Below are 26726 nucleotides of genomic sequence, written 5' to 3' on the forward strand. Positions count from 1 at the left end.
AGAACATGAGCACCAAACAAACCGGTTTCACGACCACCATCCTGCACAACGACCGCCGCAAGTCGATCGAGCAGAATTCGCTGCACAAGCCCATCCACACCTCGGTCGCCTTCGGCTACACGGACGCGCGCCAGCTGGCGTCCGTCTTCCAGGGCAAGGAGCCGGGCTTCCGCTACGGCCGCCAGGGCAACCCGACCGTGGCGGCGCTGGAAGACAAGATCAGCAAGATGGAAGGCGGCGTCGCCACGCTGTGCTTCGCCACCGGCATGGCGGCGATCGGCGCGCTGGCGCAGGCGCTGCTGCGCGACGGCGACCACGTCGTGTCCTCGTCCTTCCTGTTCGGTAACACCAACAGCCTGTGGAACACGGTGGCGGGGCAGGGCACCGACGTGTCCTTCGTCGACGCGACCGACGTCGCCAACGTCGAAGCGGCCCTGAAGCCGAATACCCGCTTCGTGTTCGTCGAGACCATCGCCAACCCGCGCACGCAGATCGCCGACCTGGCCCGCATCGGCGAGCTGTGCCGCGCGCGCGGCATCCTGTACGTGGTCGACAACACGATGACGACGCCCTGGCTGTTCCGCCCGAAGGCGGTGGGCGCGGGCCTCGTCGTCAATTCGCTGACCAAGTCGATCGGCGGCCATGGCATGGCGCTGGGCGGCGCACTGACCGATACGGGCCTGTTCGACTGGAGCACGTATCCGAACATCGCCGACAACTTCCGCAAGCAGCCGGCGGCAGCCCAGGGCATGGCCCAGCTGCGCGCGAAATCGCTGCGCGACTTCGGCGCGTCGCTGGCGCCGGAAGCGGCCCACCACATCGCCGTCGGCGCCGAGACGCTGGCCCTGCGCATGGAACGCACCTGCGCCAATGCGCTGGCGCTGGCGCGGATGCTGGAAGCGGATCCGCGCGTGGCGGCCGTGCACTACCCGGGCCTGCCGTCGCACCCGCAGCATGCCTTGTCGAGCACGCTGTTCCGCGCGCACGGCTCGCTGTTCTCGTTCGAGCTGAAGGACGGCATCGACTGCTTCGACTACCTGAACCGTTTGAAGATCGCGATCCCGGCCAGCAACCTGGGCGACACCCGCACCCTGGTCATCCCCGTCGCGCACACGATCTTCTTCGAGATGGGCGCCGAGCGCCGCGCCAGCATGGGCATTGCCGAATCGCTGATCCGCGTATCGGTGGGCATCGAGGACACGGCCGACCTGCTGGCCGATTTCGGCGAAGCGCTGGACGCCTGAGCGCCTGCGCGCCGGCCGCGTGGTAAAGCGGCGTAAAGATGCCGGGCAGGGCAGCCCCGGCGGTTGAGGAAGGGCGGTGCCGAGGTTATGATCTCGGCACTGCCATTTCTCCCAGAAAACGAGATGAAGACCTTCCTGTTCTGTGCCGCACTCCTGTGCAGCAGCGCCGCCCTCGCCGACGAACTGGCCGACGCCGACGCCTTGTTCGCCAAGAAAGCCTACCCCGAGGCGCTGCAGAAATACACGAAGCTGGCCAATGCCGGCAACGTGACGGCCCAGCAGCATCTGGGCGAGATGTATTTCTATGGCGAGGCGGGGGCCGTCGACATGGAGAAGGCCACCGAATGGTTCGCCAAGGCGGCGTCGCGCGGCAATGCCGTGGCCGCCGCGTCGCTGGAGCTGATCAAGCAGCGCAAGGCGCGCCGCGCGGACATCGACTACTGGGTCGCGAAATACGACGGTTCGGACCTGCGCACGGGCGACTACCGCTGCCCGGCGCCGCGCTTCCCGGCCATGTCCAAGGTGAACGAGGAGATCGACCGCTACAGCGCGAGGATGAAAACCTGGCAGGATTGCCACAACCGTTTCGTCACCTACCTGAACGGCGAGCTGCCCCTGACCAAGCGCATTCCCGACGATATTTCCAAGCTCTTGACCAAGGACGAGATGGAGCGCGCCACGGCGCACCTGAAGGAAGTGGGCGAGCGCGTGTCGGAAGACACGCAGGTCAGCGGCAAGATGGTCGTGGCCGATTTCACGGCGTGGCGCAATGCCACCGAGGCCTATGTGGCCGAGCACAACGAGATGGTCAAGAACGCACCGCCGCCGGAGGCGAAGAACTGATCGGCGCGGCGACCAGTCGCACGACATCGTTGGCCGAAAAACCGTCGCCCCGGCGCAGGCCGGGGCCCAATTTCTTTGCGCTGTCGAAACGCGTAAACATTGGGCCCCGGCCTGCGCCGGGGCGACGTATTCACGCCGCCAGAAACTGGCGGCAGTCGATCAGTGCCAGGACCGCATCAGGCCGACGGCCAGGCCTTCCAGCGCGAACTCATCGTTCTGCGGATCGACGGTGATGACGGAGAAGTCCGGGTTTTCCGGCAGCAGTTCGATGGTGCTGCCCGTCTTGCGGTAGCGCTTGACGGTGACTTCCTCGCCGATGCGGGCCACCACGATCTGGCCGTTCTTGGCGCTGTCGATCTTCTTGACGGCCAGGTAGTCGCCGTCGCAGATGCCGGCGTCGCGCATCGACCAGCCCTTGACCTTCAGCAGGAAGTCGGGCTTGGCGGAGAACATGGCCGGGTCGACGGAGTAGGTCGCCTCGACGTGCTCCTGGGCCAGGATCGGCGAACCGGCGGCCACCCGGCCGACCAGCGGCAGCGACATCAGCGACGGCGGGATGAACGGCACGTCGATCTTGGCCGGTGCCGCGGCCGGCGCGGCCGCGCCGACCAGGCGGATGCCGCGCGAGGTGCCCGGCGAGATTTCGATGGCGCCCTTGCGCGCCAGGGCTTGCAAGTGTTCTTCGGCCGCGTTGGCCGAACGGAAGCCAAGCTCCTGGGCGATTTCGGCGCGGGTCGGCGGGAAACCGGTATTGTCGATCGCTTCCTTGATCAGGTTGAGGATCTGTTCTTGCCGTGCGGTGAGCTTAAGCATGGTTTTGTCTGGTTGGTACGAAAAACGCAATGTGAGGCGCGGGCGCAAATGCGCATGAAGGTGTGACCCGAAGGTGTACCCCGAAGCGCCACCCATTGCCGGTATGAGAGCAGACTGTATTTTTGTACAGTATTGCGTCGGGCGCAAGAGGGAAACGCGCTTTTTTTGCGCCGGCGCCGCGGGAGCGTGCACGTGGGCAGGGCGGCGCCGGCGACAAAGCGATTGAGGTCTTGACGTTCTTGCTGTTATAATGTTGGGCTTTCCCCTTCCCACACTCGTCTTGACGCCGAGGTGGGCATTTGTTTAAACGTCCTTAAGGAGTGTTTCATGCGTCATTATGAAATCGTGTTTATCGTCCACCCGGACCAGAGCGAACAGGTCCCGGCGATGATCGAACGCTACAAGACCACGGTCACCTCGCGCGGCGGCAACATCCACCGCGTCGAAGATTGGGGCCGTCGTCAAATGGCTTACCAGATCCAGAAGCTGCCGAAGGCACACTACATCTGCATGAACATCGAGTGCGACAACGAGACCCTGGTCGAGCTGGAAACCGCATTCAAGTTCAATGATGCCGTGCTGCGTCACCTGACCGTGAAGATGAAGAAGGCCGAAACCGCACCGTCGCCGATGATGAAGTCGGTCCAGCGCGAAGACGCAGCCAAGAGCCACCGCGCCGAGCAGGCCGCCGCTCCGGCCGCCGCCGCCTAAGACGCGCGGGAGCACCACCCTGCAGTGAACGAGCTGTCGCTGGTCGCAAGCATCCTGGAACGCGACATCCTGCGCTATACCCCGGCAGGCATTCCCATCGTCGGCGGACTGTTGCAACACGGTTCGACCCAGACCGAAGCGCGGATTGCCCGGCAAGTCGAGTTCGAGATTCCCGCGCTGGCCGCGGGCGAGATTTCCGGACGATTCGCCAATGCCGAACTGGGCGCGATGTACCGCTTCACCGGGTTCCTGGCCAGGAAAAGCCGTCACAGCAAGACGCTGGTGTTTCACATCATTGATTTCAGTGCCGCCTAATTCATCGGCACGTTTTTAGATACAGGAGCCAAAAATGGCATTCGGTAAAAAGTTCGACAAAAACAAAGCTAAAGAAAAACTGAAGCGCAAACAGCAGAACCCGCTGTTCAAGCGCAAGAAATTCTGCCGCTTCACCGCCGCTGGCGTGGAACAGGTTGACTACAAGGACGTCGACACCCTGAAGGACTTCGTCCAGGAAAACGGCAAGATCATGCCGGCTCGCCTGACCGGCACCAAGGCGCACTACCAGCGTCAAGTGGACACCGCCATCAAGCGTGCCCGTTACCTGGCCCTGCTGCCGTACACCGACCTGCACAACGCTTAATCGCGGTCCGTGTAGCTAGAGAACCTGGAGAATAATATGCAAGTCATCCTGCTGGAAAAAGTCGTCAACGTCGGCAACCTGGGCGACGTCGTCAAGGTCAAGGACGGTTACGCACGTAACTTCCTGATCCCGCAAAAAATGGCCCGCCGCGCTACCCAAGCCGCCGTCGCCGAATTCGAAGTCAAGCGCGCCGAACTGGAAAAGGCAGCTGCCGAGAAGCTGGCAGCCGCTCAAGGCCAGGGCGACAAGCTGAACGGCATGACCATCACCATCGCCCAGAAAGCCGGCGTCGATGGCCGCCTGTTCGGTTCCGTGACCAACTTCGACATCGCCGAAGCCCTGAGCAAGCAAGGTTTCGCCGTCGAAAAGGCGCAAGTGCGCCTGCCGACCGGTCCGCTGAAGACCACCGGCGAGCACCCGGTTGCCGTCGCGCTGCACACCGACGTCGTCGTCGATGTGACCATCGCGGTCGTGGGCGAAGCAGCCTAAGAACCTTCGATAAACCTGCTGCGCGTTGCAGCTTTGATCTGCGATGCTCGCTGTACTATTCGTACAGCTGTGCTTCTCGATCAAATCTGCCGCCGCTCGCGACGGTTTCTCGAAGATTCCATTCTTTTAGAGAATGAATGAAAAAGCCGGGTTCGCCCGGCTTTTTCTTTTTTACAACACGTAAAAACCTTCTAAAACTCACCAATCATTTCAGCGGCCGATAGGGAACGGGTATAATGCCCGCCATGAACTCCCCAGCAGACCCGCAGATCGAGTCGCTCCGCATTCCCCCGCATTCCATCGAAGCAGAACAGTCCGTCATCGGCGGCCTGCTGCGCGACAATGCGGCGTGGGACCGCATTGCCGACTTCATGCATGCGGAAGATTTCTACCGCTACGACCACCGGATCATCTTCGAACAGATGGTCCGCCTGATCAACGCCGGCAAGCCCGCCGATGTGATCACGGTCTACGAGTCGCTCGTCCAGCTCGGCAAGGCCGAGGAAGTGGGCGGCCTCCAGTACCTGAACGCGATGGCGCAGAACACGCCGTCCGCCGCCAATATCCGCCGCTATGCCGAGATCGTGCGCGATCGTGGCGTGCTGCGCCAGCTGATCACCGTCGCCGACGAAGTGTCGGGCAAGGCTTTCAACCCGCAGGGCGCCGAGGTCAAGCAGATCCTCGACGAAGCGGAATCGCGCATCTTCGCCATCGCCGAGCAGGGCGCCCGCGGCGCCCAGGGCTGGCTGCCCGTGCAGCCGCTGCTGACCCAGGTGGTCGAGCGCATCGACGAACTGTACAGCCGCGACAACCAGGGCGAGATCACGGGCGTGCCGACCGGCTTCATCGACCTCGACAAGATGACCTCCGGCCTGCAGCCGGGCGACCTCGTGATCGTCGCCGGCCGTCCGTCGATGGGCAAGACCGCGTTCTCGGTGAACATCGGCGAGAACGTCGCCGTCGACGCCGGCCTGCCGGTCGCGATCTTCTCGATGGAGATGGGCGGCGTGCAGCTGGCCATGCGTATGCTCGGCTCGATCGGCCAGCTCGACCAGCACCGCCTGCGTACCGGCAAGCTGACCGACGAGGACTGGCCGCGCCTGACGCACGCGATCCAGAAGATGAACGACGCCCAGATCTTCATCGACGAGACGCCGGCGCTGAACCCGATCGAGATGCGCGCCCGCGCGCGCCGTCTGGCGCGCCAGTGCGGCAAGCTCGGCCTCATCATCGTCGACTACCTGCAGCTGATGCAGGGTTCCAAGCCGGGCGACAACCGCGCCTCCGAGATTTCAGAGATTTCGCGAAGCCTGAAGGGCCTGGCCAAGGAACTCGGCTGCCCCGTGATCGCGCTGTCCCAGCTGAACCGCTCGCTGGAACAACGCCCGAACAAACGCCCCGTGATGTCCGACTTGCGCGAATCGGGCGCTATCGAGCAGGATGCGGACGTCATCATCTTCCTGTATCGTGACGAAGTTTACAACCCGGACTCGCCCGACAAAGGCACCGCCGAGATCATCATCGGCAAGCAGCGTAACGGCCCGATCGGCGCCATCCGCCTGACCTGGATGGGCATGTACACCAAGTTCGGCAACTACAGCGGTAACCTCGCTATTTACCAAGGCGATTAATACCGATAACGACCGCGGCGAGGTCAAGAGCCCGACGCCGCGGCCTTTCCAAGAAGTCCCAAGAGATCTACAACGGAGAACTACAATGTTTGGACGCCTCATGCCCACGGAGGGCAAGTTTTTTGATTTGTTCAACCAGCACGCCGCGCTGTGCGTGAAGGGTGCACACGAAATGGTTGGCCTGATGACCAACTTCGATGACCTGGAAAACCGCACCCACGCCGTGGAGAGCATCGAAAAACAGGCGGACAAGATCACGTACGCCACCGTCGACCTGCTGCACAAGACCTTCATTACCCCGCTCGACCGCGACGACATCCACAAGCTGATCACGCGCATGGACGACATCCTCGACATGATGGAAGACGCCGCGCAGACGATCTCGCTGTACGACCTGCAGGCCGTGACCCCGGAAGCCAAGCGCCTGGCCGAGCTGTGCCTGGCCTGCTGCGAAAAGGTCCAGCAGGCCGTCGGCATGCTGCACAATATGGACAACGCCCAGAAGATGGTCGCCATCTGCGAAGAGATCGACCGCCTGGAGTCGGACGCCGACCACGTGATGCGCGCCGCCATGTCCAAGCTGTTCCGCGACGAGCCGGACGTGCGCAACCTGATCAAGATGAAGGCCATCTACGAGATCCTCGAGACCGTCACCGACCGCTGCGAAGACGTTGCCAACATCATCGAAGGCATCATCGTCGAGAACGCCTAAGATACAAGAACAATAATAACGATGGATTCTCTTCACATCAGCATCTATGTGCTGGGCCTGCTCGTCCTTTTAGCGCTGGTCTTCGACTTCATGAACGGCTTCCACGACGCCGCCAACGCAATCGCGACGGTGGTCTCGACGGGAGTGCTGAAACCCCAGACCGCGGTCGCCATGTCGGCCGTCTTCAACTTCGTCGCCATCTTCACCGTCGGCCTGCACGTGGCCGCGACGGTGGGCAAGGGGACCGTCGATCCGCACATCGTCGACCACTATGTCGTCTTTGGCGCGCTGGTCGGCGCCATCATCTGGAACATCATCACCTGGTACTACGGTATCCCGTCCTCGTCCTCGCACGCGCTGATCGGCGGCCTGGTCGGCGCTGCCGTGGCCAAGGGCGGCACCGGCGCGCTGGTCGGCGGCGGCCTGATGAAGACCGTCATGTGGATCATCCTGTCGCCGCTGCTGGGCTTCGTGCTCGGTTCGATCGTGATGCTGGCCGTGTCCTGGATCTTCGTCCGCACCCCGCCGCGCAAGGTCGACACCTGGTTCCGCCGCCTGCAGCTGGTCTCGGCCGCCGCCTACAGCCTCGGCCACGGCGGCAACGACGCCCAGAAAACCATCGGCATCATCTGGATGCTCCTGATCGTGGCCGGCGTGTCGCAGGCCAGCGATACGGCGCCGCCGCTGTGGGTCGTGATCTCCTGCTACACGGCGATCTCGATGGGCACGCTGTTCGGCGGCTGGCGCATCGTCAAGACCATGGGCCAGAAGATCACCAAGCTGAAACCGGTCGGCGGCTTCTGCGCCGAATCGGGCGGCGCGATCACGCTGTTCCTGGCCAGCGCGATCGGCGTGCCGGTCTCCACGACCCACACCATCACCGGCGCGATCGTCGGCGTGGGCTCGGCGCAGAAGGCCTCGGCCGTGCGCTGGGGCGTCGCGGGCAATATCGTGTGGGCGTGGATCTTCACCATCCCGGCGTCGGCCTTCATGGCGGCGATCGCCTGGTGGGTCGGGACGCACATCCTGTAAGCGCAGCACGCAGCAAATCAAAAGGCCGGGATCGTCTCCCGGCCTTTTTCATGGTCTATTGCTCCGTGCCCGCTTCGCCGCCGTTTACTTCAAGGACGGATTATTCGCGGCCTGCATGACGCGCTCGTTTTCCATCTGCTGCGTGTTGGCCGTGATCGAATTGATCGGACGGTTCTTGTCCTTTTGCGGGAACAGGGTGCCCAGCGTGCGTTCGCCGCGCTCGGCCACCTGCTGGCCGGCACCGGCATTGTCCGACGAGGGGCTGGCGCAGCCGCTCAACGCGGCGGCGGCCAGGACGGTCGAGAGAAAGGCAAAGCGCATCATGCGTGGCTCCTTGACGTTATTTGTAGCCCGAGTTGTTCGTGCCCGCGTTCATGGTGCGGGCGTTTTCCATGTCCTGCTTGTCGGCTTCGCTGGAATTGGCGGGGCGATTCTTGTTCTTTTGAGGGAACAGGCTACCCAGTGCGCGTTCGCCGCGGTCGGCCGAAGCCTGCTGGTTGCCGGCGTTGTCGGTGGACGGGCTCGCGCAGGCGGACAGCAGGAGGGCGCCGGCGATGGCGGCCACGGTAATACCTTTCATTGCTACTTCTCCCAGGAGTTGGATTTCATTTGATAAAGATCAAAACAAATATAAGGCATATAACGCCCATCCTTTGTCACCAATTGTCTCAGCAGCATAGATTTTCGCGGCCCAGGCAACAGCCTGGCCGTTCGACAGGCGTAAAAAAGCCTGCGCTCCTTGCGGAGCGCAGGCGTTGACGGCAACAGGTTTGCCTGTGGTTACAGCACGTCGCTCGCGTGGTCGGCCAGGCGCGAGCGTTCGCCGCGCGCCAGCGTCACGTGGCCGCCGTGGCTCCAGCCCTTGAAGCGGTCGACCACATAGGTCAGGCCGCTCGACCCCTCGGTCAGGTAAGGCGTGTCGATCTGCGCGATATTGCCCAGGCACAGGATCTTGGTACCGGGACCGGCGCGGGTGACGAGGGTCTTCATCTGCTTGGGCGTCAGGTTCTGCGCTTCGTCGATGATCAGGAACTTGTTGACGAAGGTGCGGCCGCGCATGAAGTTCAGCGACTTGATCTTGATGCGCGAGCGGATCAGGTCCTGGGTCGCGGCGCGGCCCCAGTCGCCGGCGTCGCCGTCCGACTTCATCAGCACCTCGAGGTTGTCGTCGAAGGCGCCCATCCAGGGCGACATCTTTTCTTCCTCCGTACCGGGCAGGAAGCCGATGTCCTCGCCGACCGGCACCGTCACGCGGGTGACGATGATCTCGTTGTACTGCTTGGTCTCGAGCACCTGCGCCAGGCCGGCGGCCAGCGCCAGCAGGGTCTTGCCCGTACCGGCCTGGCCCAGCAGGCTGACGAAGTCGATCTCCGGATTCATCAACAGGTTCAGCGCGAAGTTCTGCTCGCGGTTGCGCGCCGTGATGCCCCAGACATTGTTCTTGTTGCTGGAGTAGTCGCGCAGCGTCTGCAGCACGGCCGTCTTGCCGTTGATCTGGCGTACCTGGCCGTAGAACGGCGCTTCGCCGCCCTTGCCTTCCAGGTAGACGAACTGGTTCACCATCAGCGAGGGGATGAACGGGCCGGTGACGCGGTACCAGGTCGACGAATAGCCGCCCTTGATCTCCTGCCACGACTCCATGCCCTTGCCGTGGCGCGTCCAGAAATCGTCCGGCAGCTGCACGATGCCCGAATACAGCAGGTCGGTATCCTCGAGCACATGGTCGTTGAAGTAATCCTCGGCCGCCAGGCCCATGGCACGGGCCTTGATGCGCATATTGATGTCCTTGGACACCAGCACGATGGCGCGGCCTTCCTGGTCCATCTCCAGCGCGCGCACGACGCCCAGGATCTGGTTGTCGGCCTTGCCCGAGGGCAGGCCTTCCGGCAGCGTGGCCGCGTTCAGGCGGGTCTGGAAGTACAGGCGGCCCTTGGCATCCTTGTTGCCCAGCTTGGCCAGCGGGATGCCCGTCTCGATCGCGTCGTCTTCCGTGTTGGCGATCAGGGCATCCAGCGTGCGCGACACCTGGCGGGCATTGCGCGCGACTTCCGACATGCCCTTCTTGTGGTTGTCGAGCTCTTCCAGCGTCATCATCGGCAGGTAGACGTCGTGTTCCTCGAAGCGGAACAGCGAGGTCGGATCATGCATCAGCACGTTGGTGTCGAGCACGAACATCTTGGTCGCGCCGGAACTGTCGGCCTTGCGGCTGGCCGGCGACTTGACGTTGACCTCGACGGGCTTGTGCTTGGCCGGGTGGGGCGTGTTGATGTCGGTCTCGCGCAGCTTGGCCTGGACGCCGTCCTTGGCAGCCTTGTCGGACTTGCCCGGCTTGGCCGGGGCTTCGGCGCGAACGGGCGCCGCGATGGGTGCCGCAACGGGCGTCGCCTCGCGTGCCGGCGCCTCGGCCAGCAGCGCCGCCTTCGACTTGCGCGCGCGGCTCGCCTTGGCGGCGGGCACGGCGGTACCGCTGATCAGGTCCTCGACCGGATCGTTTTCCGCCTTCGCGGCGGCGCGCACGGGCGACTTGCCGGCGACGGGCTGGGGATAATCCTTGGTCAGCAGGATGGTTGCCGGCTTGGTTGGTATTTTGGGCAGTGGCATCAGGTTCTCAATCTAGAAAAGGTCGGAAAAAGCTCCGCGCGGCACACACGCGCCGCCGGGCGAACAGATGCAACTATGGGAAGAGCTGCGAGGCGCCGGCCGGCCATGGAAGGGAATGGGCCGGCAGCCAGATTGGAATTGACGGAAGGAGGTGCAACTATGACTCAAAATAGGCGAATGCTCGGCAACGATTGTTAGGCTGAGCCCTCCAGTACACAGGTGGCCGAAGAAGCGTAGCGAGCGGCAGCAGGGGTGGTTGAGAAGCGCAGCTGTACGCAAGTACAGCGAGCATCGCAAACCGCCCCTGCAACGCGTAGTAGCTTATTCGGTCGCCTGGGGCTGGCTCTGCAAAAATTCCAGCACTTCTTTTACGTGATCATTGACTTTCACGCCACGCCATTCTTTCACCACTTTGCCGTCAGCGTCAATGACAAACGTACTGCGCTCTACCCCGCGCACTTTCTTGCCATACATGTTTTTCATCTTCATGACGGCGAACTGGTTGCACACCAGTTCTTCGGGGTCGGAGATCAGTTCGAACGGCAGGCCCAGTTTGGCCTTGAAGTTCTCGTGCGAACGGAGCGAGTCGCGGCTGATGCCGAACACGGCCGCGCCCAGCTTGGCGAAGTCGTCGTGGTGGTCGCGGAAGGCCATCGCCTCCGTGGTGCAGCCGGGCGTGCTGTCCTTCGGGTAGAAGTACAGCACCGTGTACTTGGCGGGACGGCCGTCCAGCTCGAAGGTCTGGCCGCCGGTCATGGCGGCGCTGAAATTGTCCAGCTTGGCATTGAGCGCTGGCGGGACGGGTGCTGCGGCAGTGTCTGCCGCCGGTGCTGCGTTTGGGCTGTCGGCCACGGGTTTCTCCTGAAGGAACCGGTTTTATTTTAGCGATGCGTGTCGAGCACGATCAGTTCGCCTGACCGGCCCGGCACCTGGCCCCACTGCAACGGGTACGCCGGCAGCGGGACATCCTTGATCTTCTCATGATAGTCGGCCATCGCGGCAAGCCGGTAGCCCTGGGCTTTCCAACCTGACAATAGCCGGTCGAATATGGGGGCAAGTTTCTGTCCTTCAAGCTCAGCGTGCAAGGTATACACGTGGTCGCGCCTGTCGGCCGTCAAGGCCAGCAGGTGGTCGGCGATATTGTCCTCGTCCAGCACCTTGCCGCCGATCTCGCGGCCCAGCAGCTCGTCCAGCGTCGGCAGCGTGGTCGGCATCTGGATGCAGGACAGGCCCGGCAGGCGGTAGGGGCCGGCCTGCGGATCGCGCAGGGAACCGTCGTCGTTCAGCAGGGCGCGGCCGTCCGAGGCGTAGCGGTAGCCGGCGGCGTCGTGGCGCGCGAACGCGGCGCCGTTCATCTGCCAGCCGGCCGCGCCGTGCGTGTGCGGCGCTTGCCCGAACACCTCGCGGTAGCGCCGCTCGCTGTGCTCCAGCATGCGCAGCGTCCACGCGTCGCCGCGGGTGCGCACGGCATCCTGCCACAGCACGTGGTCCCAGGTGTGGATGCCGCATTCGAAGCCGGCATCGCGCACGGCGCGCATCTCGGCGGCGGCCTTGGCGCCGATGTCCGGGCCCGGCAGCAGCACGCCGTACATCAGCGTCTTCAATCCGTAGTGCTCGACGACCGAGGTGCGCGAGACCTTGCTGAAGAAGCCCGGCCGCAGCGCGCGCTTCATCGCCCGGCCCGTGTGGTCCGGACCCAGCGAGAACAGGAACGTCGCGCCGGCCCCGTGGCGCGCGAGCATGCGCGCCAGGTTCGGCACGCCTTCGCGGGTGCCGCGGTAGGTGTCGACGTCGATCTTGAGGACGAGCAGCGGTTCCACGGTTCAGCCTTTCGCGCCGGCGAGTTGCTGGCGCAGCTCGCCCGGGCCGATACGCAGGCCGTCGGCCAGCAGGCCGTGGATGGCGATGGTCCGCCCGTCGCCGCAGACGCCGACGATGGCGTCGCCCACGACGGCCAGGCCCGGGCTCGCCCCGTCCGGGGCGGGACCGCCGAGGCGCGCCCGCTCGATCGTGTAGCGGCGCGGGCCCACATCCGTGAAGGCGCCCGGGTAGGGCGGGGCGACGGCGCGGTGCAGGTTGTAGACGTCCTGCGCGGCTTTGGTCCAGTCGATGCGGCCGTCTTCCGGCTTGCGGCCGCCGAAGTAGCCACCCTGCGCCAGGTCGTTGGGCAGGCGTGGGGCGCTGCCGTCCAGCAGCGCCGGCAGCACGCGGTACAGCGCCAGCTCGGCGGCGACCGTCACCTTGCCGAACACCTCGAACGCGGTGTCGTCGGGCAGGATCGGCACCGCCTGCTGCGCGACGATGCGGCCGGCGTCCGGCTTGGCCGTCATCGCGTGCAGCGAGGCGCCCGTCTCGCGCTCGCCGTGCAGCACGGCCCAGTTCACGGGCGCGCGGCCGCGGTAGGCGGGCAGCAGCGAGCCGTGCATGTTATACGCCGGCGCCACGTCGAGGACCGCCTGCGGCAGCATGTGGCGGTAGTAGAAGCTGAACATCAGGTCCGGCCGCGCGGCCTGCACGGCCTGCAGCAGCGCCGGCGACTTCGGGTCGTCCGGCGTGATGAAGGGAATGCCTTCCGTCTCGCACAGCGACTGGACGGATTCGAACCAGATGTTTTCCGTGGCGCTGTCCTCGTGCGTGACGACGAGGGCGACGTCGACGTTTGCGGCCAGCAGCACCTTCAGGCAGCGCACGCCGACGTTGTGGTAGGCGAAGACGACGGCGCGTTTGCGGGGTTGGTTCATGATTTCCAATACAGTAATTGAGAGACCACCGTCACCCCCGCGAAGGCGGGGGCCCAATTTCTGCGTGCCGATCGATCAGGCGAAATTGGGTCCCTGCCTGCGCAGGGACGACGTGCGTATGATTCAGCGCGCCACTTCGCGCTTCTCTACAGCGTCGTCGTCGACTTTATCGTCCGGCACGCCCTGCAGGATCGTCGCCACCACGTAGCGCGGCCGTGCCCGCACCTGCTGGTAGATGCGGCCCACGTATTCGCCCACGAGGCCGATGCCGAACACGATGACGCCCATGAAGAAGAAGGCGATCGCGAACAGCGTGAACACACCGTCCGCCTCGGAGCCCAGGAACAGGCGGCGCAGCAGCAGCACGATCACGAGGAGGGCCGACAGCAGCGACATCGCCATGCCCAGCAGCGAGAAGAACTGCAGCGGCACCAGCGAGAATCCCGTCATCAGGTCGAAGTTCAGGCGGATCAGGCTGTACAGCGAATACTTCGATTCGCCGGCTGCCCGTTCCTCGTGCTCGACGACGATCTCGGTCGGCTTGCGCGCGAACTTGTACGCGAGCGCCGGCACGAAGGTGTTCACCTCGCCGCACTGGTTGACCAGGTCGATCACGTTGCGCCCGTAGGCGCGCAGCATATTGCCCTGGTCCGTGATGTGGATGTTGGTGATGCGTTCGCGCACCCCGTTCATGGCTTTCGATGCGACCGTGCGCCATGCCGAATCCTGGCGCTTGCGGCGGATCGAGCCCACGTAGTCGTAGCCTTCGCGCATCTTGGCGACCAGCTTGCGGATTTCCTCGGGCGGATTCTGCAGGTCGGCGTCGAGCGTGACCACGATGCTGCCGCGGGTCTGCTCGAAGCCGGCCAGGATCGCCATGTGCTGGCCGTAGTTGCCGTTGAAGAGGACGACGCGCGTCACGTCCGGGCGCTGGCGGTACTGCTCGGCCAGGATCGAGACGGAATTGTCGCGGCTGCCGTCGTTGACGAACACGATCTCGTAGGCCATGCCCAGCGCGTCCAGCGCCGGATACAGGCGCGCGAACAGGTTCGCCAGGCCCGCCTCTTCGTTGTAGACGGGGATGACGACGGACAGTTCCGGTTTGAGGGTCACGACGCTCATTGCTGTCGCACCTTCGGCTGCAGCACCTGCTTGACGGCCGCGACGACGCGCTCGACGTCGGCGACGGTCATCGCGGCGAACATCGGCAGCGTGACGGTCAGCCGGCCGATGCGCTCGGCGACGGGGAACATGCCTTCCTTGAAGCCGCGCTCGCGGTACAGCGTGAACAGGTGGATGGGCGCGTAGTGGTAGCCGGTGCCGATGTTGAACTCCTGCTGCAGGCGCGTCATGAAGGCGGCGCGCGTGCCGGGGCCGTTGTCCGGCAGGATGATCTGGAACAGGTGCCAGTTCGAGCTGCCGAAGGCCTGCACGGGCAGCTGGGCGCCGTAGCGCTCCTCGAAGTCCGCGCCGAAGCAGTCGAAGTAATGGCGCGCCAGGGCGGCGCGGTGGGCCGTCACCGTGTCCAGGTGCTTCATCTGGCCCAGGCCGATGGCGGCCATGATGTCGCTCATATTGTATTTGCCGCCCAGGACGTCGACGTCGATGCCGTCCACGCCGCTGCGCGTCACGCCCTGCAGCCGGTACTTCTCGGCCAGGCGCACTTCCTCGAGGTCGTTCAGCACCAGGCAGCCGCCTTCGCCCGTCGTGATGTTCTTGTTGGCCTGGAAGCTGAACGAGGCGAAGTCGCCGAAGGAACCGATGCGCTGGCCGTTCCACGTCGAGCCCAGGGCCTGGGCCGCATCCTCGACCACGCGCAGCTTGTGCTTGCGCGCGATGGCGTACAGGCGGTCCATGTCCACGGGCAGGCCGGACAGGTAGACGGGAATCAGCGCGCGCGTGCGCGGGGTGATCGCCGCTTCCAGCCGGTCCAGGTCGATGTTGCGGGTGACGGGGTCGATGTCGGCGAACACGGGGGTGGCGCCCGTCTCGAGGATGACGTTGGCCGTGGCGGGCCACGAGACGGGCGTGGTGATCACCTCGTCGCCCGGTCCCACGCCGGCGATGCGCAGCGCGATTTCCATCGTGCAGGTGCCGGAATTGAAGGTGCGCACGGGGCGGCCGCCGAAGTACTCGGACAGCAGCGCCTCGAAGGCGGCGTTCTTGGGGCCGGTGGTGATCCATCCGGAACGCAGCACGTCGCCGACGGCGGCAATGGTATCTTCGTCGATCGTGGGCCGCGAGAAGGGCAGGAAGGGCAGCTCGGTGCTCATGGGAACTCGTGGAACGTGTTGAAAACTCGATAAGGGACGGTGCGGAAATGGTAGCAGCGTGCCGTTCAGGTACGCGCGAGCAGGATCACGCCCAGCATGATCAGGCCGATCGCCAGCAGGCGCTGGGGCGGAATCACCTCGCCCAGGAACATCCAGGCGCCCAGCGCGGACACCACGTAGCCGAGCGAGAGCATCGGATAGGCGATGGTGACGTCGGTGCGCGACAGGCCGACGATCCAGACGACCAGGGACACGCCGTAGCAGGCCAGGCCGGCCAGGATCGGCAGCTGGCTCACGACCTTCAGGAAGGTCGGCAGCGCGTTCTGCGCGGTCAGGTGGATCGCGCCGCCCATGGCGTTGGTGCCCGCCTTGAGGAACAATTGGGCGCAGGCATTGAGCAGCACGCCGGACAGGATGAAGGCAAAGGTGGTCAGGTTCATGGAGAAAGGCTCAGTAGTTCACGATCACGCTGCGCCGGGCGTCGCCGGCAACCACGCGCAGCGGCACGCCCTGGCGCCGCAGGTCCGCCACGAATTCCGGGCGGATGATGGCGACGTTGCGCCGGCCCGCGGCGGCGTCGTCGCGCCAGCGCGCGACGAAGGCCGCCATGGAAGGAATCCAGCGCTGCGGCTCCTGCTGCAGGCCGAAGGCGAATTCGTCCTCGAACGCGACCAGGGTCACGGTGCGGTTCAGGTAGAAGGTGAGCGATTGCTCGTACAGGCCCACCGAGTACACGGGCACGGACGGATCCGTGGCGCCGGCGGCCTGCAGGGCCGGCAGCAGGTCGAGGCCGGCGCGCGCGCGGCCGACCGGCTCGAAGCCGGCCATGATCGATTGCGTGGCGGCGAATGCCGCCAGCGCGAGCACCAGCACGGACAGGTCGCTCAGCATCTGGCGCGCATACAGCAGCGCCAGCAGGCCGCCGACCAGCAGCACGATGCCGGCCGCCAGCACCCATGGCTGGAACGCCTCGTACAGCGCGGCCTCGCCCGGCCGGCGCGCCAGGTGTTCCATGAACGGCACCACGGCCACGAAGGCGGCGCCCAGCAGGGCGGTCGAGCCGGCGGCCAGCATGCGGCCGCGGCGCGGGCCTTCGTCCAGGCGGTGCGCGACCAGCAGCGCCACGGCCGGGAACACGGGCAGGATGTAGGCGGGCAGCTTCGAATTCGAGACGCTGAAGAACAGGAAAATGAACACGGCCCAGACCAGCAGCAGCAGGCGGGGGCGGAAGGCCTGCGCCGGGCCGTCGTTCCTCGCGCCGCCGGCGAGGCTTTGGGCCAGCACGCCCAGCCAGGGCATGCTGCCCGCGGCCAGCAGCGGCAGGAAGTACCACCACGGCTCCTCGCGGTTGTGGCCCTTCAGCAGGAACCTGGCGAAGTGTTCGTGGACGAAGAAGAAGTAGGGCTGCTCGGGATTCTTCAGGCCGACCAGCACGAACCACGGCGCCGTGATCAGGAAGAACAGCAGCAGGCCCTTGCCCAGGTGCAGGCGCGTCCAGATGCGCAGGTCGCGCGCGATGAGGGAATACAGCACCAGCACGGCGCCCGGCAGCACGATGCCGACCAGGCCCTTGGACAGCACGGCCAGCGCCATGCCGGCCCAGCAGGCCAGCATCCAGTTGCGCCGTTCGCGCGCGCCGGCGCCGTCGCGCTGGGCGATGAGCAGTGCGCACAGCGACAGCGCCATCGCGGCGGACAGGCTCATGTCGAGCGAATTGGCCTGGCTGCCGACGACCCAGAATACGGAGGAACCCAGCACCAGGGCCGCGTAGAAGCCGGTGCGCTCGCCGAACACGCGGGTGCCGGCGATGCCGGTCAGCACCACGCCGGCCAGGCCGCACAGGCCCGTCCACAGGCGGGCCTGCCATTCGCCCAGCCCGAACAGGGAAAAGGTGAGGGCGTTCATCCAGGTCTGGAGCGGCGGCTTCTCGAAGTACTTGATGCCGTTCAGGCGCGTGGTGATCCAGTCGCCGCTGGCGAACATCTCGCGCGCCATCTCGGCATACCGTCCTTCGTCGGCGGGCACCAGCGTGCGCACGCCCAGCACGGCAAGAAGCGCGGCGGCGAGGACGAGCAGCAGCGTCCAGCGCAGCGCCGCGTTCCGGTGCAGTTCGTTCATTCGGGGGCCTTCGCGCCCTCGATGATCAGTGCCAGGGTGGCCTTGCGGCCTTCGCCCATCAGGATGTTGTAGGTGCGGCAGGCCGCGTGGCTGTCCATCGACTCCACGCCGATGCGCTGGCCCGACAGGCTGGCCACCAGCTTCGGATGCACGAAGCGCTGGCGCTCGCCGGTGCCGAGGATGACGACGTCCGGCTTGTCGGCGGCGATCGTCTCGAAGTGGGCGGGCGTCAGCTCGTCGAAGTGGGCCACGTTCCAGGCGCGCGGCGCCACTTCGGGCATGACGAGCACGCTGTAGTCGTAGCGCTTGGCGTTGATCTCGACGCCGGACTGGTCGTAGCCCGTGACGGTCTGGTATTTTTCGGTGCTGCTGGTATGGAGCTTCATAGAGAGGAACCGGTAGCGGATGCAGGTCGCAGGTGCGGACGACCATTTTAACCTGCGAATTTAATTTGCTGGATTACATTAAAGTTATGTTGGGTTGCTTAATATGGCGGCTTTCGGCAGAATGGAATTTCTTTTTCGCATTGCAACAAATGCGACGCGTGCCGGCAGCGAACCGCGGCCTGATTGAACAAGGTGATATTGTGCGACCGATTTTGAAGTCCAATAAGCTGGATGATGTCTGTTACGAGATCCGCGGCCCGGCCCTGCAGATCGCGCGCCAGATGGAGGACGACGGCCACAAGATCATCAAGCTGAACATCGGCAACCTGGCCGTGTTCGGCTTCGATCCTCCCGACGAGATCGTGCAGGACATGATCCGCAACATGTCCGGCGCGGCCGGCTACACGGACTCGAAGGGCATGTTCGCGCCGCGCAAGGCCGTCATGCACTACACCCAGGGCAAGAACATCGAAGGCGTCGGCATCGACGACATCTACCTGGGCAACGGCGCCTCCGAACTGATCGTGATGGCCATGCAGGGCCTGCTGAACGGCGGCGACGAAGTGCTGGTGCCGGCCCCCGACTATCCGCTGTGGACCGCCGCCGTGAGCCTGGCCGGCGGCAACCCGGTGCACTACATCTGCGACGAAGAGGCCGGCTGGATGCCGGACATCGACGACATGCGCAGGAAGATCACGCCGAACACGCGCGCGATCGTCGTCATCAACCCGAACAACCCGACCGGCGCGCTGTATTCGCGCGAGGTGCTGCTGGAGATCATCGAGCTGGCGCGCCAGCACCAGCTGATCGTCTACGCCGACGAGATCTACGACAAGACCCTGTACGACGGCGCCGAGCACGTCTCGATGGCCTCGCTGGCCGACGACGTGCTGTTCGTCACCCTGAACGGCCTGTCGAAGAACTACCGCTCCTGCGGCTACCGCGCGGGCTGGATGGTGGTGTCGGGCGAGAAGCGCCATGCCAAGGACTATATCGAAGGCCTGAACATGCTGGCCTCGATGCGCCTGTGCGCGAACGCGCCGGGCCAGTTCGCGATCCAGACCGCGCTGGGCGGCTACCAGAGCATCGCCGACCTGGTGGCGCCGGGCGGCCGCCTGGCGCGCCAGCGCGACCTGGCCCACAAACTCCTGACCGATATTCCGGGCGTAAGCTGCGTCAAGCCAAAAGCGGCGCTGTACATGTTCCCCCGCCTCGACCCGAAGATCTATCCGATCGCGGACGACCAGCAATTTATCTGCGAGCTGCTGTCCGAGGAAAAAGTCCTGCTGGTGCAAGGCACCGGCTTCAACTGGAAATCGCCGGACCATTTCCGTCTGGTGTTCCTCCCCAATTCCGACGACCTGACCGACGCGTGCGGCCGCATCGCGCGCTTCCTCGACGGTTACCGGCGCCGCCACGCGCGCTGAAACACGAAAACGCATCCATGAAACCTATCCAAGTCGGCCTGCTCGGCATCGGCACCGTCGGTGCCGGTACCTTCCAGGTCCTCCAACGCAACCAGGAAGAAATCCGCCGCCGCGCCGGCCGCGGCATCGAGGTGGCCAAGGTCGCCGCCCGCAAACCCGAGCGCGCCCGCGCCATCGTCGGCGAGGCCTGCGCCATCGTCAGCGATCCGTTCGACGTGGTGAACGATCCCGCCATCGACATCGTCGTCGAACTGATCGGCGGCTATGCACCGTCGCGCGAGCTGGTGCTGCAGGCCATCGCCAACGGCAAGCACGTCGTCACCGCCAACAAGGCGCTGCTGGCGCTGCACGGCAACGAGATCTTCGCCGCCGCCCACGAGAAGGGCGTGATGGTCGCCTTCGAAGCGGCCGTCGCCGGCGGCGTGCCGATCATCAAGGCGCTGCGCGAAGGCCTGTCGGCCAACCGCATCGAATCCGTGGCCGGCATCATCAACGGCACCACCAACTTCATCCTGTCCGAGATGCGCGACAAGGGCCTGGACTTCGCCACCGTGCTCAAGCAGGCGCAGGAACTCGGCTATGCCGAGGCCGACCCGACCTTCGACATCGAAGGCGTGGACGCGGCGCACAAGCTGACCATCATGGCCGCGATCGCCTTCGGCATCCCGATGCAATTCGACAGCGCCTACGTGGAGGGCATCAGCAAGCTGCAGGCCGTCGACATCCGCTATGCGGAGGAACTGGGCTACCGCATCAAGCTCCTGGGCATCACCCGCCGCACCGTCGTCGACGAGGCCGAGGGCATCGAGCTGCGCGTGCATCCCACGCTGATCCCGACCGCGCGCCTGATCGCCAACGTCGAAGGCCCGATGAATGCCGTGCTGGTGCATGCCGATGCCGTCGGCACTTCCATGTACTACGGCAAGGGCGCCGGCGCCGAGCCGACCGCGTCGGCCGTGATCGCCGACCTGATCGACGTGACCCGCCTGGCGACCGTCGACCCGTACTCGCGCGTGCCGCACCTGGCCTTCCAGCCGACGGAACTGGCCGACGTGCCGATCCGCCCGATGGCGGAAATCAAGACCAGCTACTACCTGCGCGTGACCGTGCAGGACCAGCTGGGCGTGATGGCCGACCTGACGCGCATCCTGGCCGACGCCGGCATCTCGATCGACGCCGTGCTGCAGAAGGAGCCGGGCGAAAAGACCCGCACCGACATCGTCATCATCACGCACCAGACGCGCGAGAAGAACGTCGACGCGGCCATCGCCAAGATCGAGCAATTGCCGACCACGGTGGGCAAGGTGGTGCGCATCCGCCTGGAAAGCCTGGGCTGATCCGGCTTGACGCCGCCGCCAGCCGGCGTCCGCGAGGACGGCCGGCTTTTTTCATGCCTGGTGACGGCGCGGCGGTGGCGGCATGCGGAAGCACAGCGGATAGTCATCGGCGAATTCGTCCACGGCCTGGCGTGGGGCGCCATCCGTGCCGTCGAGCCGGGCGATGGTGAGCGCGCGCAGTTCACGCTCGATCTGGTCGTACAACGCTTCGCGGGCGTTGACCTGCGAGAGGAAGTGGTCGGTAGGATTCATGCGCGCATTCTACCTGCGCTGCAGTGCACAAAAAGCGTGTCGGTCGGCATGTTTGAGCTGCTTCAAGCCATCGCCGGTTTACGGCAACGCATACTTGTCTGTACGCAATATGCCAAAAGATCTTTATAGCAAAAGGTTTCGGCAAGCGATACCAAATAGGTAACGTGGCGCTCCTTGTTACTTGGGGTATCGACCCATGCTACCTAATTTGATGGTCAGCAATACTGGATTTTCAAGGCCAACGTTGTACTGTAGATTACGCATCTCGTTCACGAACCGCGATTTCCATGAGCTCCACGCCGCATACCAGCCAGTTCGCCCTGCTTGCCCAGCGCCGCTTCGGCCCCTTCTTCTGGACCCAGTTCCTGGGCGCCTTCAACGACAACCTGTTCAAGACGGCGCTGATGACGGTGCTGACCTTCGACGCGGCGTCCTGGACCGACCTTTCTCCGGCGCTGCTGAACAACCTGGTGCCGGGCCTGTTCATCCTGCCCTACGTCCTGTTCTCGGCCACCGCCGGCCAGATCGCCGACAAGGTGGAGAAGGGCAGGCTGGCGCGCTTCGTCAAGCTGCTCGAGGTGGGCATCATGGCCGTCGCCGCGCTCGGCTGGCTGACGCACACGCTGTGGCTCCTGATCGCGGCGGTGGCGGGCATGGGCATCCACTCGACGCTGTTCGGTCCCGTCAAATACGCCTACCTGCCGCAGCACCTGCGCAACGACGAGCTGGTCGGCGGCAACGGCGTGATCGAGATGGGCACCTTCGTCGGCATCCTGCTGGGCGAAGTGGTCGGCGCGCTGCTCGCCAGCCACGGCCACCTGGGCGCGGAACTGGTCGCCTTCGGCACGCTGGGCGTGGCGGCGCTGGGCCTGGCGTCGAGCTGGCGCATCCCGGTGTCGCCGGCGCCGGTGCCGGACCTCAGGATCAGCGCCAACTTCGTCGCGGAATCCGTGCGCAACATCGCGTTCTCGCGCAAGAACCGCACCGTGTTCCTGTCGATGCTGGGCAATTCCTGGTTCTGGTTCTATGGCGCCCTGCTGCTGGCGCAATTCCCCCTGTACGCCAAGGATTACCTGCATGGCGACCACAGCGTGTTCGTGCTGCTGCTCACCGTCTTTTCGCTGGGCATCGGCACCGGCTCCCTCCTGTGCGACAAACTGTCGGGCGGCAAGGTCGAGATCGGCCTGGTGCCGTTCGGCGCGATCGGCCTGTCGGTGTTCGGCATCGACCTGTATTTCGCCAGCCTTGGCTACGTGAACACGGCGAGTGTCGACGCGCTCGCGCTCGTTGCCCAGCAGGGCGCCTGGCGCATCCTGGCCGACCTGCTGCTGCTGGGCGTGTTCGGCGGCTTCTTCATCGTGCCCTTGTTCGCCCTGATCCAGACCCGCTGCGACCCGCAGCACGTGTCGCGCACCATCGCCGGCATGAACATCCTGAACGCGCTGTTCATGGTGGCCGCCGCCGGCGTGGCGATCCTGCTCGTGAAGCAGGGCTTCACGATCCCGGAAATGTTCCTGACCACGGCGCTGCTGAACGCCATCGTCGCCGCCTACATCTTCTCGCTGGTGCCGGAATTCCTGATGCGCTTCCTGGCCTGGCTGCTGATCCACACGATCCACCGCGTCTCCACCGTGGACGCGGCAAGGATCCCGCAGGAGGGCGCCGCCGTGCTGGTCTGCAACCACGTCAGCTACGTCGACGCCATCGTCATCATGGCCGCCAGCCCGCGCCCGATCCGTTTCGTGATGGATCACCGCATCTTTAAAACACCGCTGCTGGGCTTCATCTTCCGCACGGCAAAGGCGATTCCCATCGCGCCGGCCAAGGAAGACCCGTGGCTGATGGAGCGCGCCTTCATCGACATCGCCCAGGCCCTGCACGAAGGCGACCTCGTCTGCATCTTCCCGGAGGGAAAGCTGACGCGCACGGGCGACATGAACGAATTCCGCGGCGGGGTCAGCAAGATCGTCGAGCGCAGCAAGGTGCCCGTGATCCCGATGGCGCTGCGCGGCCTGTGGGGCAGCGTGTTCTCGCGCGACCCGGCCAATGTGTTCGAGCGCACGTTCGCAAGGGGCTGGCGTTCGCGCCTGGCGCTGGCCGTGGGCGTGCCCGTGCCGCCGCAGGACGTGACGCCGGAAGGGCTGTACGAGCAGGTGCTGGCGCTGCGCGGAGACTGGAAATGAACGGCCTCAATCTTGCCTGTGCCAAAAGCTTAACCTTTGCGCGCGGCTTTGATATAATTGTGGCCCGAGTCGGGGCGTAGCGCAGCCCGGTAGCGTACCTGCATGGGGTGCAGGTGGTCGGAGGTTCGAATCCTCTCGCCCCGACCAATAGAATCAAGAACTTAGGCCAGCTTCTTAGCTGGCCTTTTTTCTTTCTTGCAGCGTTACCCCTACATTTACCCCTACAGTTTTTACCCCTATAAATTACCCCTGCAAGGCACTTTTTTCCGGCGTCATGCCGTTGCGTGATGCCTCGATCTTGCTTTGCTGCCACTGCTCAATTTCATCGGAGTCCCATGCGACTGCGTTCCGGCCGATCGCGATCTGCTTCGGGAACAGGCCGGCTTGCATGTCGCGATAGATCGCCGTACGCGACATACCGACCCGGGCCTTGACCTCGGGGAGGCGTAGGAATTTTTTAGCGTTCATTGATCCGTTCCAGTTCGTTTCGTTTTCGTTCCGCGCTGCGGCGCCCGCCTTGCCATCGCGACGTCGACGGCAGCGTCCAGGTCTTCGCCATCGAGAAGCGCGACCATTCGGCCGGCGGCGTCCAGGCTGGCCACCATCGGCGCCGAGCTGCCGCCCATCTTGTCAGCCTTGTCCCGAAGCCAGAGGTAACGTGCGGCGTTTTGCTGGAGCTCCATCAAAGCCGACTTGCCGAGGCGCTGACCACTGATGACGACTACCTGCCGGTCGTCCTGCTGCACCTGCATCTGCACCTTTTCGCTGCTCCTGCAGGTTTCGGCTACTCCTGCAGCCTCGCTCTGGGCCGACTGCGGAGCTAGGCCATCGACGCTCTGCACTCGATCTAGAGCGAGGGTGTCGCCGTTGCCTCCGGCGCCCATGGCATCGAATAGTGCTTCGGCGACAGCGGGTGCGGCGACAGCGGGCGTGGACTCGAATCGCACCTCGCCAGTCGTGACCAAGAAGCCGCGCGGCGCCCGGGACGCCGCCCACTGCTTGCGGATAATGTCCGCGTTCTGGACGTCGCCGGCGTCCTCGTAGCGCTTCACGATGGCGGCGAAATCTGCGTCGCTTACCGAAATATTTCGTCCAGTCGAATTCATTTCGGCTCCTTCATCGCTGCCACCTTCATGTGATGGTTAATCGCCCGGTTCAACTGCGCCTGTGCCTTTTTCAAGTTAGCTTCGGCTTCGGCAAGCATGTGGTCATGCGCCTCTCGCCAGGTGTCGAAGTAGGGCCGGTGCTTCCGCCACATCTGGGCGGTCTTGTCGACCTTGCGGTAACTGATCCTGGCGATCGGGCCCGGGAAGTACGCCTTTGGATTAGCCCTGGCCATTGCTTCCCTCCTTGTCTAGACTAGCGCCGAGCCATCCCATCCACGCATACGCCGTCACCATGTTGGTGTACTCACCGCTCTGCTGGCGCAGGTCGAATTGTCTAGGACCTGCCCACGCCTCAAATCCCGGGCGGACTGTGCCCGTATCAATCGCCTGCTCCAGCTTTGCGACATCGTCGCGCCGGCGCGGCTCTACTGCCTTATTTTCCTCGGCTTCGTCCTGGGCCGGTCCCATGGCGAGCGCACGTATTGCACCGCTGTAGGCGGCGAAACCGTACGTGATGCCGCGTCCGTAGGTCAGGCTGTGCTTTTGGTAATCGACGCTTTGTCGAAGCTCCGGCAGCAGCGTCATCGCCTTGATCAGCGCAGCACGCTCCACGGCACGCGCGAAGGCATATGCGTCACCGCCACTGTCTCTCGCGAACGCTTCGATCTCGTGGCGGGTGAGGGCGCCGACGTCGTCGCGATAGCCGGCGGAGGTCTGTGCATACCGCCACTGCAAGCGCACTTCCTTGGCGGCCGCACTATTCCCCGACTCTTCCAGCCGCCACATGCGCGCGGTGAAGGTGTCGTCGCTCACGCGTTCGGCCTGGCTCTTCGCTTGCAGGTTCATGCTGGCGCCTTCTGCGCTTGCGCGCCCCGGTAGATCTCACTCAGCACGAGGTACGCCTGGAAGCAATGGCTGAACAGATCCGTGTGGGCACAGGCGAAAGTCGTCTCGCCCAAGGTGCCGAGCAGCTTGGCGACGTCGATGCCGTCGACGCGTGCGGGCAGGGCCTCAGCGATGCGATCATTAGACGGGTTATTCATGACCGACAGCCTTTCGCTTCGACGCAAGTAAGGACTGGATTTCCATCGCCATCGAGCAAATGCCCGTCATGATCCCTGCGCGAACAAGATGGTCATCGGCGGTGGGTTGCTCGCCACCGTCGTCATTTCGTGCAGCTTCGTCGATCAGGCGCACGGCCACTGCTGCGACTTCGGCAGACGTGATAAAGCATTCCACCGCAGGGGATGCGCAATCAGCCCCTGAACCAGCCACTGATCGCGCCGCATCGATAGTGATCTCGCGCTGTTCGGCGGTGATCGCGGCAAAGTCGACCGCCTCTTCATTGGCAGGCACCCGACGGATCGCACGCAAACGCAGTTCGTTCTCGTCCCGTCGACGTTGCCCAGCTGGAGTCGTATCGAAAAGCACCGGCATTGTTCCGCCTTCGTGCACTTCTTCATCACCAGTGTGATACAGGCTCGGGTGAAATTGCTGGGGCAAGCGCTTGCAGAGGATCGTCAACTCGATGTAAGTCGGCAGATCGTGCTCCTTACCCATGCCCCTCAAGATGCGCTCGGCTTCGTAGATGCCATTGATCCGCTTATCGTCCGGGGAGAGGATGAGGTGGTATGGGTCGCCATTAGGCCAGATAGCCACGCCCGCGTAGACCTCGCCTGGGCAAAGTTCCGGCGTCCCCGCTTTAGCGGGATCGACGAGCGAGGCCGCCCCTGCCGCAGCAGGGACGGTCAGTCCATCGCCGGTGGTTCGAACAAAGTTGGACCTGACCGCTGCGTCCGTGGCATCACGCTGCTCGGCGAGCTGGCGCTGATCGTGTTCGGTAATGCCGGAAGTTTTTCCGGCATCCTCGTTCAGGCGCTGGTCGAGCCAGCCAAATTGTAGGCCCGCGCGTTGCTCGAGCAGGCGAGCTGCGAGCTCGCCGATACTGCGGCCTTCGTTGTAGGTCGGCGAAAGAAACTGGTGCAGCTGCGAGTGGGAGTAGCCCAGCGACTGAGCAAACTTCGACACGTTGCCGCCAGCGCGCTCGCTGATCAAGAGCGACAGGCGAGTGCGGCGGATGTCGTTCAGGCCCGCGAGGTACAGGTTGGCGTCGATTCCATCAGCGCTACTGGGTGCTTTCTGGGCGGCAGCTTGGTTTTTTGCGTTCATGATGATTTCTCTGAGTGA

31 protein-coding genes and 1 tRNA gene are annotated in these 26726 nt (G+C 64.5%); 13 read left to right on the forward strand and 19 right to left on the reverse strand.

Going from position 1 to position 26726, the window contains the following annotated elements:
• Positions 1–5: 5 nt before the first annotated feature.
• Positions 6–1244: a cystathionine gamma-synthase family protein gene (locus tag QPK32_RS07125; protein WP_290412084.1), complete on the forward strand. Its 1239-nt coding sequence runs from the start codon at positions 6–8 to the stop codon at positions 1242–1244.
• Between the two features lie 123 nt (positions 1245–1367).
• Positions 1368–2087: a tetratricopeptide repeat protein gene (locus QPK32_RS07130; protein ID WP_290412085.1), complete on the forward strand. Its 720-nt coding sequence runs from the start codon at positions 1368–1370 to the stop codon at positions 2085–2087.
• Positions 2088–2246: 159 nt separating this feature from the next.
• On the opposite strand, the gene lexA is transcribed toward QPK32_RS07130, so the two are convergent.
• Positions 2247–2900 carry a transcriptional repressor LexA gene (gene lexA, locus QPK32_RS07135; RefSeq protein WP_290412086.1) on the reverse strand — a complete coding sequence of 218 codons (654 nt, stop codon included), beginning with the start codon at positions 2898–2900 and terminating at the stop codon, positions 2247–2249.
• A 327-nt stretch (positions 2901–3227) separates the two neighbouring features.
• On the opposite strand from lexA, the gene rpsF reads away from it, so the two are divergent.
• The 7 genes from rpsF (at position 3228) to QPK32_RS07170 (ending at position 8115) form a co-directional block, all read left to right on the forward strand.
• Complete coding sequence (gene rpsF, locus QPK32_RS07140) at positions 3228–3611, forward strand: 30S ribosomal protein S6 (RefSeq protein WP_036232978.1); 384 nt, start codon at positions 3228–3230, stop codon at positions 3609–3611.
• A 24-nt stretch (positions 3612–3635) separates the two neighbouring features.
• Positions 3636–3926 carry a primosomal replication protein N gene (priB, locus tag QPK32_RS07145; RefSeq protein WP_290412087.1) on the forward strand — a complete coding sequence of 97 codons (291 nt, stop codon included), beginning with the start codon at positions 3636–3638 and terminating at the stop codon, positions 3924–3926.
• A 34-nt stretch (positions 3927–3960) separates the two neighbouring features.
• Positions 3961–4251, forward strand: a complete 291-nt coding sequence (gene rpsR, locus QPK32_RS07150) for a 30S ribosomal protein S18 (RefSeq protein ID WP_036249492.1) — start codon at positions 3961–3963, stop codon at positions 4249–4251.
• 36 nt (positions 4252–4287) lie between these two features.
• On the forward strand, positions 4288–4740 hold the full coding sequence (gene rplI / locus QPK32_RS07155; RefSeq protein ID WP_290412088.1) for a 50S ribosomal protein L9: 453 nt from the start codon (positions 4288–4290) through the stop codon (positions 4738–4740).
• A 245-nt stretch (positions 4741–4985) separates the two neighbouring features.
• A complete protein-coding gene (locus tag QPK32_RS07160; RefSeq protein WP_290412089.1) occupies positions 4986–6371 on the forward strand; it encodes a replicative DNA helicase in 1386 nt (461 codons plus the stop codon).
• An 85-nt stretch (positions 6372–6456) separates the two neighbouring features.
• Positions 6457–7083 (forward strand): DUF47 domain-containing protein, encoded by a 627-nt coding sequence (locus tag QPK32_RS07165; RefSeq protein ID WP_290412090.1) that lies wholly within the window; start codon positions 6457–6459, stop codon positions 7081–7083.
• A 21-nt stretch (positions 7084–7104) separates the two neighbouring features.
• On the forward strand, positions 7105–8115 hold the full coding sequence (locus QPK32_RS07170) for an inorganic phosphate transporter (RefSeq protein ID WP_290412091.1): 1011 nt from the start codon (positions 7105–7107) through the stop codon (positions 8113–8115).
• 84 nt (positions 8116–8199) lie between these two features.
• Here the strand turns inward: QPK32_RS07170 and QPK32_RS07175 are convergent, their stop codons facing one another.
• The 11 genes from QPK32_RS07175 to QPK32_RS07225 form a co-directional block, all read right to left on the reverse strand.
• Positions 8200–8439 carry a hypothetical protein gene (locus tag QPK32_RS07175; RefSeq protein WP_290412092.1) on the reverse strand — a complete coding sequence of 80 codons (240 nt, stop codon included), beginning with the start codon at positions 8437–8439 and terminating at the stop codon, positions 8200–8202.
• Between the two features lie 16 nt (positions 8440–8455).
• Entirely contained in the window at positions 8456–8695 is a 240-nt protein-coding gene (locus QPK32_RS07180; RefSeq protein ID WP_290412093.1) for a hypothetical protein, read from the reverse strand.
• A gap of 200 nt (positions 8696–8895) precedes the next feature.
• Positions 8896–10716 carry a PhoH family protein gene (locus tag QPK32_RS07185; protein ID WP_290412094.1) on the reverse strand — a complete coding sequence of 607 codons (1821 nt, stop codon included), beginning with the start codon at positions 10714–10716 and terminating at the stop codon, positions 8896–8898.
• A 321-nt stretch (positions 10717–11037) separates the two neighbouring features.
• The gene (locus tag QPK32_RS07190) at positions 11038–11568 is read right to left on the reverse strand and encodes a peroxiredoxin (RefSeq protein ID WP_374046708.1); all 531 of its coding nucleotides are present in this window, start codon (positions 11566–11568) and stop codon (positions 11038–11040) included.
• A 29-nt stretch (positions 11569–11597) separates the two neighbouring features.
• Positions 11598–12536 carry a polysaccharide deacetylase family protein gene (locus tag QPK32_RS07195; RefSeq protein WP_290412095.1) on the reverse strand — a complete coding sequence of 313 codons (939 nt, stop codon included), beginning with the start codon at positions 12534–12536 and terminating at the stop codon, positions 11598–11600.
• A 3-nt stretch (positions 12537–12539) separates the two neighbouring features.
• Positions 12540–13457 carry a formyltransferase gene (locus tag QPK32_RS07200; RefSeq protein ID WP_290412096.1) on the reverse strand — a complete coding sequence of 306 codons (918 nt, stop codon included), beginning with the start codon at positions 13455–13457 and terminating at the stop codon, positions 12540–12542.
• A 123-nt stretch (positions 13458–13580) separates the two neighbouring features.
• A complete protein-coding gene (locus tag QPK32_RS07205) occupies positions 13581–14579 on the reverse strand; it encodes a glycosyltransferase (protein ID WP_290412097.1) in 999 nt (332 codons plus the stop codon).
• Positions 14576–15730, reverse strand: a complete 1155-nt coding sequence (locus QPK32_RS07210) for a DegT/DnrJ/EryC1/StrS aminotransferase family protein (RefSeq protein WP_290412098.1) — start codon at positions 15728–15730, stop codon at positions 14576–14578. Before QPK32_RS07210 ends, QPK32_RS07205 begins: the two co-directional genes overlap by 4 nt.
• Before the next feature lie 65 nt (positions 15731–15795).
• Entirely contained in the window at positions 15796–16170 is a 375-nt protein-coding gene (locus QPK32_RS07215) for a 4-amino-4-deoxy-L-arabinose transferase (protein ID WP_290412099.1), read from the reverse strand.
• A 10-nt stretch (positions 16171–16180) separates the two neighbouring features.
• Positions 16181–17848 (reverse strand): glycosyltransferase family 39 protein, encoded by a 1668-nt coding sequence (locus QPK32_RS07220; protein WP_290412100.1) that lies wholly within the window; start codon positions 17846–17848, stop codon positions 16181–16183.
• Complete coding sequence (locus QPK32_RS07225; RefSeq protein ID WP_290412101.1) at positions 17845–18234, reverse strand: Mth938-like domain-containing protein; 390 nt, start codon at positions 18232–18234, stop codon at positions 17845–17847. Before QPK32_RS07225 ends, QPK32_RS07220 begins: the two co-directional genes overlap by 4 nt.
• Positions 18235–18434: 200 nt before the next feature.
• On the opposite strand from QPK32_RS07225, the gene QPK32_RS07230 reads away from it, so the two are divergent.
• Both QPK32_RS07230 and QPK32_RS07235 read left to right on the forward strand, forming a co-directional pair.
• Complete coding sequence (locus QPK32_RS07230; RefSeq protein ID WP_290412102.1) at positions 18435–19661, forward strand: pyridoxal phosphate-dependent aminotransferase; 1227 nt, start codon at positions 18435–18437, stop codon at positions 19659–19661.
• 17 nt (positions 19662–19678) lie between these two features.
• Positions 19679–20998, forward strand: a complete 1320-nt coding sequence (locus tag QPK32_RS07235; protein WP_290412103.1) for a homoserine dehydrogenase — start codon at positions 19679–19681, stop codon at positions 20996–20998.
• 51 nt (positions 20999–21049) lie between these two features.
• Here QPK32_RS07235 and QPK32_RS07240 read toward each other — a convergent pair whose 3' ends face one another.
• A complete protein-coding gene (locus QPK32_RS07240; RefSeq protein ID WP_290412104.1) occupies positions 21050–21250 on the reverse strand; it encodes a hypothetical protein in 201 nt (66 codons plus the stop codon).
• Positions 21251–21537: 287 nt separating this feature from the next.
• Between QPK32_RS07240 and QPK32_RS07245 the strand changes: the two genes are divergently transcribed.
• Together QPK32_RS07245 and QPK32_RS07250 are read left to right on the forward strand one after the other, a co-directional pair.
• Positions 21538–23433, forward strand: a complete 1896-nt coding sequence (locus tag QPK32_RS07245; RefSeq protein ID WP_290412105.1) for an MFS transporter — start codon at positions 21538–21540, stop codon at positions 23431–23433.
• A 70-nt stretch (positions 23434–23503) separates the two neighbouring features.
• A tRNA-Pro gene (locus tag QPK32_RS07250) sits at positions 23504–23580 on the forward strand.
• A 96-nt stretch (positions 23581–23676) separates the two neighbouring features.
• Here QPK32_RS07250 and QPK32_RS07255 read toward each other — a convergent pair.
• From QPK32_RS07255 to QPK32_RS07280, 6 genes are read right to left on the reverse strand one after another with little or no spacing between them, the layout of a single operon-like run.
• Positions 23677–23901, reverse strand: coding sequence for an AlpA family transcriptional regulator (locus tag QPK32_RS07255; protein WP_290412106.1), 225 nt, complete (start codon positions 23899–23901; stop codon positions 23677–23679).
• Positions 23898–24539, reverse strand: coding sequence for a hypothetical protein (locus QPK32_RS07260; RefSeq protein ID WP_290412107.1), 642 nt, complete (start codon positions 24537–24539; stop codon positions 23898–23900). Before QPK32_RS07260 ends, QPK32_RS07255 begins: the two co-directional genes overlap by 4 nt.
• A complete protein-coding gene (locus tag QPK32_RS07265) occupies positions 24536–24772 on the reverse strand; it encodes a hypothetical protein (protein ID WP_290412108.1) in 237 nt (78 codons plus the stop codon). Before QPK32_RS07265 ends, QPK32_RS07260 begins: the two co-directional genes overlap by 4 nt.
• A complete protein-coding gene (locus tag QPK32_RS07270) occupies positions 24759–25385 on the reverse strand; it encodes a hypothetical protein (RefSeq protein ID WP_290412109.1) in 627 nt (208 codons plus the stop codon). Before QPK32_RS07270 ends, QPK32_RS07265 begins: the two co-directional genes overlap by 14 nt.
• Positions 25382–25582, reverse strand: a complete 201-nt coding sequence (locus tag QPK32_RS07275) for a hypothetical protein (protein WP_290412110.1) — start codon at positions 25580–25582, stop codon at positions 25382–25384. Before QPK32_RS07275 ends, QPK32_RS07270 begins: the two co-directional genes overlap by 4 nt.
• Entirely contained in the window at positions 25575–26708 is a 1134-nt protein-coding gene (locus QPK32_RS07280; protein ID WP_290412111.1) for a hypothetical protein, read from the reverse strand. Before QPK32_RS07280 ends, QPK32_RS07275 begins: the two co-directional genes overlap by 8 nt.
• Between the last annotated feature and the right edge of the window lie 18 nt (positions 26709–26726).

The sequence above is a fragment of the Massilia sp. YIM B02763 genome (genome assembly GCF_030412015.1).
Classification (GTDB): domain Bacteria; phylum Pseudomonadota; class Gammaproteobacteria; order Burkholderiales; family Burkholderiaceae_D; genus Telluria.

Bases quoted from the DNA above. Each gene is read 5' to 3' on its own strand.
- QPK32_RS07125 (WP_290412084.1), top strand. From the start codon at position 6: ATGAGCACCAAACAAACCGGTTTCACGACCACCATCCTGCACAACGAC.
- QPK32_RS07130 (WP_290412085.1), top strand. From the start codon at position 1,368: ATGAAGACCTTCCTGTTCTGTGCCGCACTCCTGTGCAGCAGCGCCGCC.
- lexA (WP_290412086.1), bottom strand. From the start codon at position 2,900: ATGCTTAAGCTCACCGCACGGCAAGAACAGATCCTCAACCTGATCAAG.
- rpsF (WP_036232978.1), top strand. From the start codon at position 3,228: ATGCGTCATTATGAAATCGTGTTTATCGTCCACCCGGACCAGAGCGAA.
- rpsR (WP_036249492.1), top strand. From the start codon at position 3,961: ATGGCATTCGGTAAAAAGTTCGACAAAAACAAAGCTAAAGAAAAACTG.
- rplI (WP_290412088.1), top strand. From the start codon at position 4,288: ATGCAAGTCATCCTGCTGGAAAAAGTCGTCAACGTCGGCAACCTGGGC.
- QPK32_RS07160 (WP_290412089.1), top strand. From the start codon at position 4,986: ATGAACTCCCCAGCAGACCCGCAGATCGAGTCGCTCCGCATTCCCCCG.
- QPK32_RS07165 (WP_290412090.1), top strand. From the start codon at position 6,457: ATGTTTGGACGCCTCATGCCCACGGAGGGCAAGTTTTTTGATTTGTTC.
- QPK32_RS07170 (WP_290412091.1), top strand. From the start codon at position 7,105: ATGGATTCTCTTCACATCAGCATCTATGTGCTGGGCCTGCTCGTCCTT.
- QPK32_RS07175 (WP_290412092.1), bottom strand. From the start codon at position 8,439: ATGATGCGCTTTGCCTTTCTCTCGACCGTCCTGGCCGCCGCCGCGTTG.
- QPK32_RS07180 (WP_290412093.1), bottom strand. From the start codon at position 8,695: ATGAAAGGTATTACCGTGGCCGCCATCGCCGGCGCCCTCCTGCTGTCC.
- QPK32_RS07185 (WP_290412094.1), bottom strand. From the start codon at position 10,716: ATGCCACTGCCCAAAATACCAACCAAGCCGGCAACCATCCTGCTGACC.
- QPK32_RS07200 (WP_290412096.1), bottom strand. From the start codon at position 13,457: ATGAACCAACCCCGCAAACGCGCCGTCGTCTTCGCCTACCACAACGTC.
- QPK32_RS07205 (WP_290412097.1), bottom strand. From the start codon at position 14,579: ATGAGCGTCGTGACCCTCAAACCGGAACTGTCCGTCGTCATCCCCGTC.
- QPK32_RS07210 (WP_290412098.1), bottom strand. From the start codon at position 15,730: ATGAGCACCGAGCTGCCCTTCCTGCCCTTCTCGCGGCCCACGATCGAC.
- QPK32_RS07215 (WP_290412099.1), bottom strand. From the start codon at position 16,170: ATGAACCTGACCACCTTTGCCTTCATCCTGTCCGGCGTGCTGCTCAAT.
- QPK32_RS07220 (WP_290412100.1), bottom strand. From the start codon at position 17,848: ATGAACGAACTGCACCGGAACGCGGCGCTGCGCTGGACGCTGCTGCTC.
- QPK32_RS07225 (WP_290412101.1), bottom strand. From the start codon at position 18,234: ATGAAGCTCCATACCAGCAGCACCGAAAAATACCAGACCGTCACGGGC.
- QPK32_RS07235 (WP_290412103.1), top strand. From the start codon at position 19,679: ATGAAACCTATCCAAGTCGGCCTGCTCGGCATCGGCACCGTCGGTGCC.
- QPK32_RS07240 (WP_290412104.1), bottom strand. From the start codon at position 21,250: ATGAATCCTACCGACCACTTCCTCTCGCAGGTCAACGCCCGCGAAGCG.
- QPK32_RS07245 (WP_290412105.1), top strand. From the start codon at position 21,538: ATGAGCTCCACGCCGCATACCAGCCAGTTCGCCCTGCTTGCCCAGCGC.
- QPK32_RS07255 (WP_290412106.1), bottom strand. From the start codon at position 23,901: ATGAACGCTAAAAAATTCCTACGCCTCCCCGAGGTCAAGGCCCGGGTC.
- QPK32_RS07260 (WP_290412107.1), bottom strand. From the start codon at position 24,539: ATGAATTCGACTGGACGAAATATTTCGGTAAGCGACGCAGATTTCGCC.
- QPK32_RS07265 (WP_290412108.1), bottom strand. From the start codon at position 24,772: ATGGCCAGGGCTAATCCAAAGGCGTACTTCCCGGGCCCGATCGCCAGG.
- QPK32_RS07270 (WP_290412109.1), bottom strand. From the start codon at position 25,385: ATGAACCTGCAAGCGAAGAGCCAGGCCGAACGCGTGAGCGACGACACC.
- QPK32_RS07275 (WP_290412110.1), bottom strand. From the start codon at position 25,582: ATGAATAACCCGTCTAATGATCGCATCGCTGAGGCCCTGCCCGCACGC.
- QPK32_RS07280 (WP_290412111.1), bottom strand. From the start codon at position 26,708: ATGAACGCAAAAAACCAAGCTGCCGCCCAGAAAGCACCCAGTAGCGCT.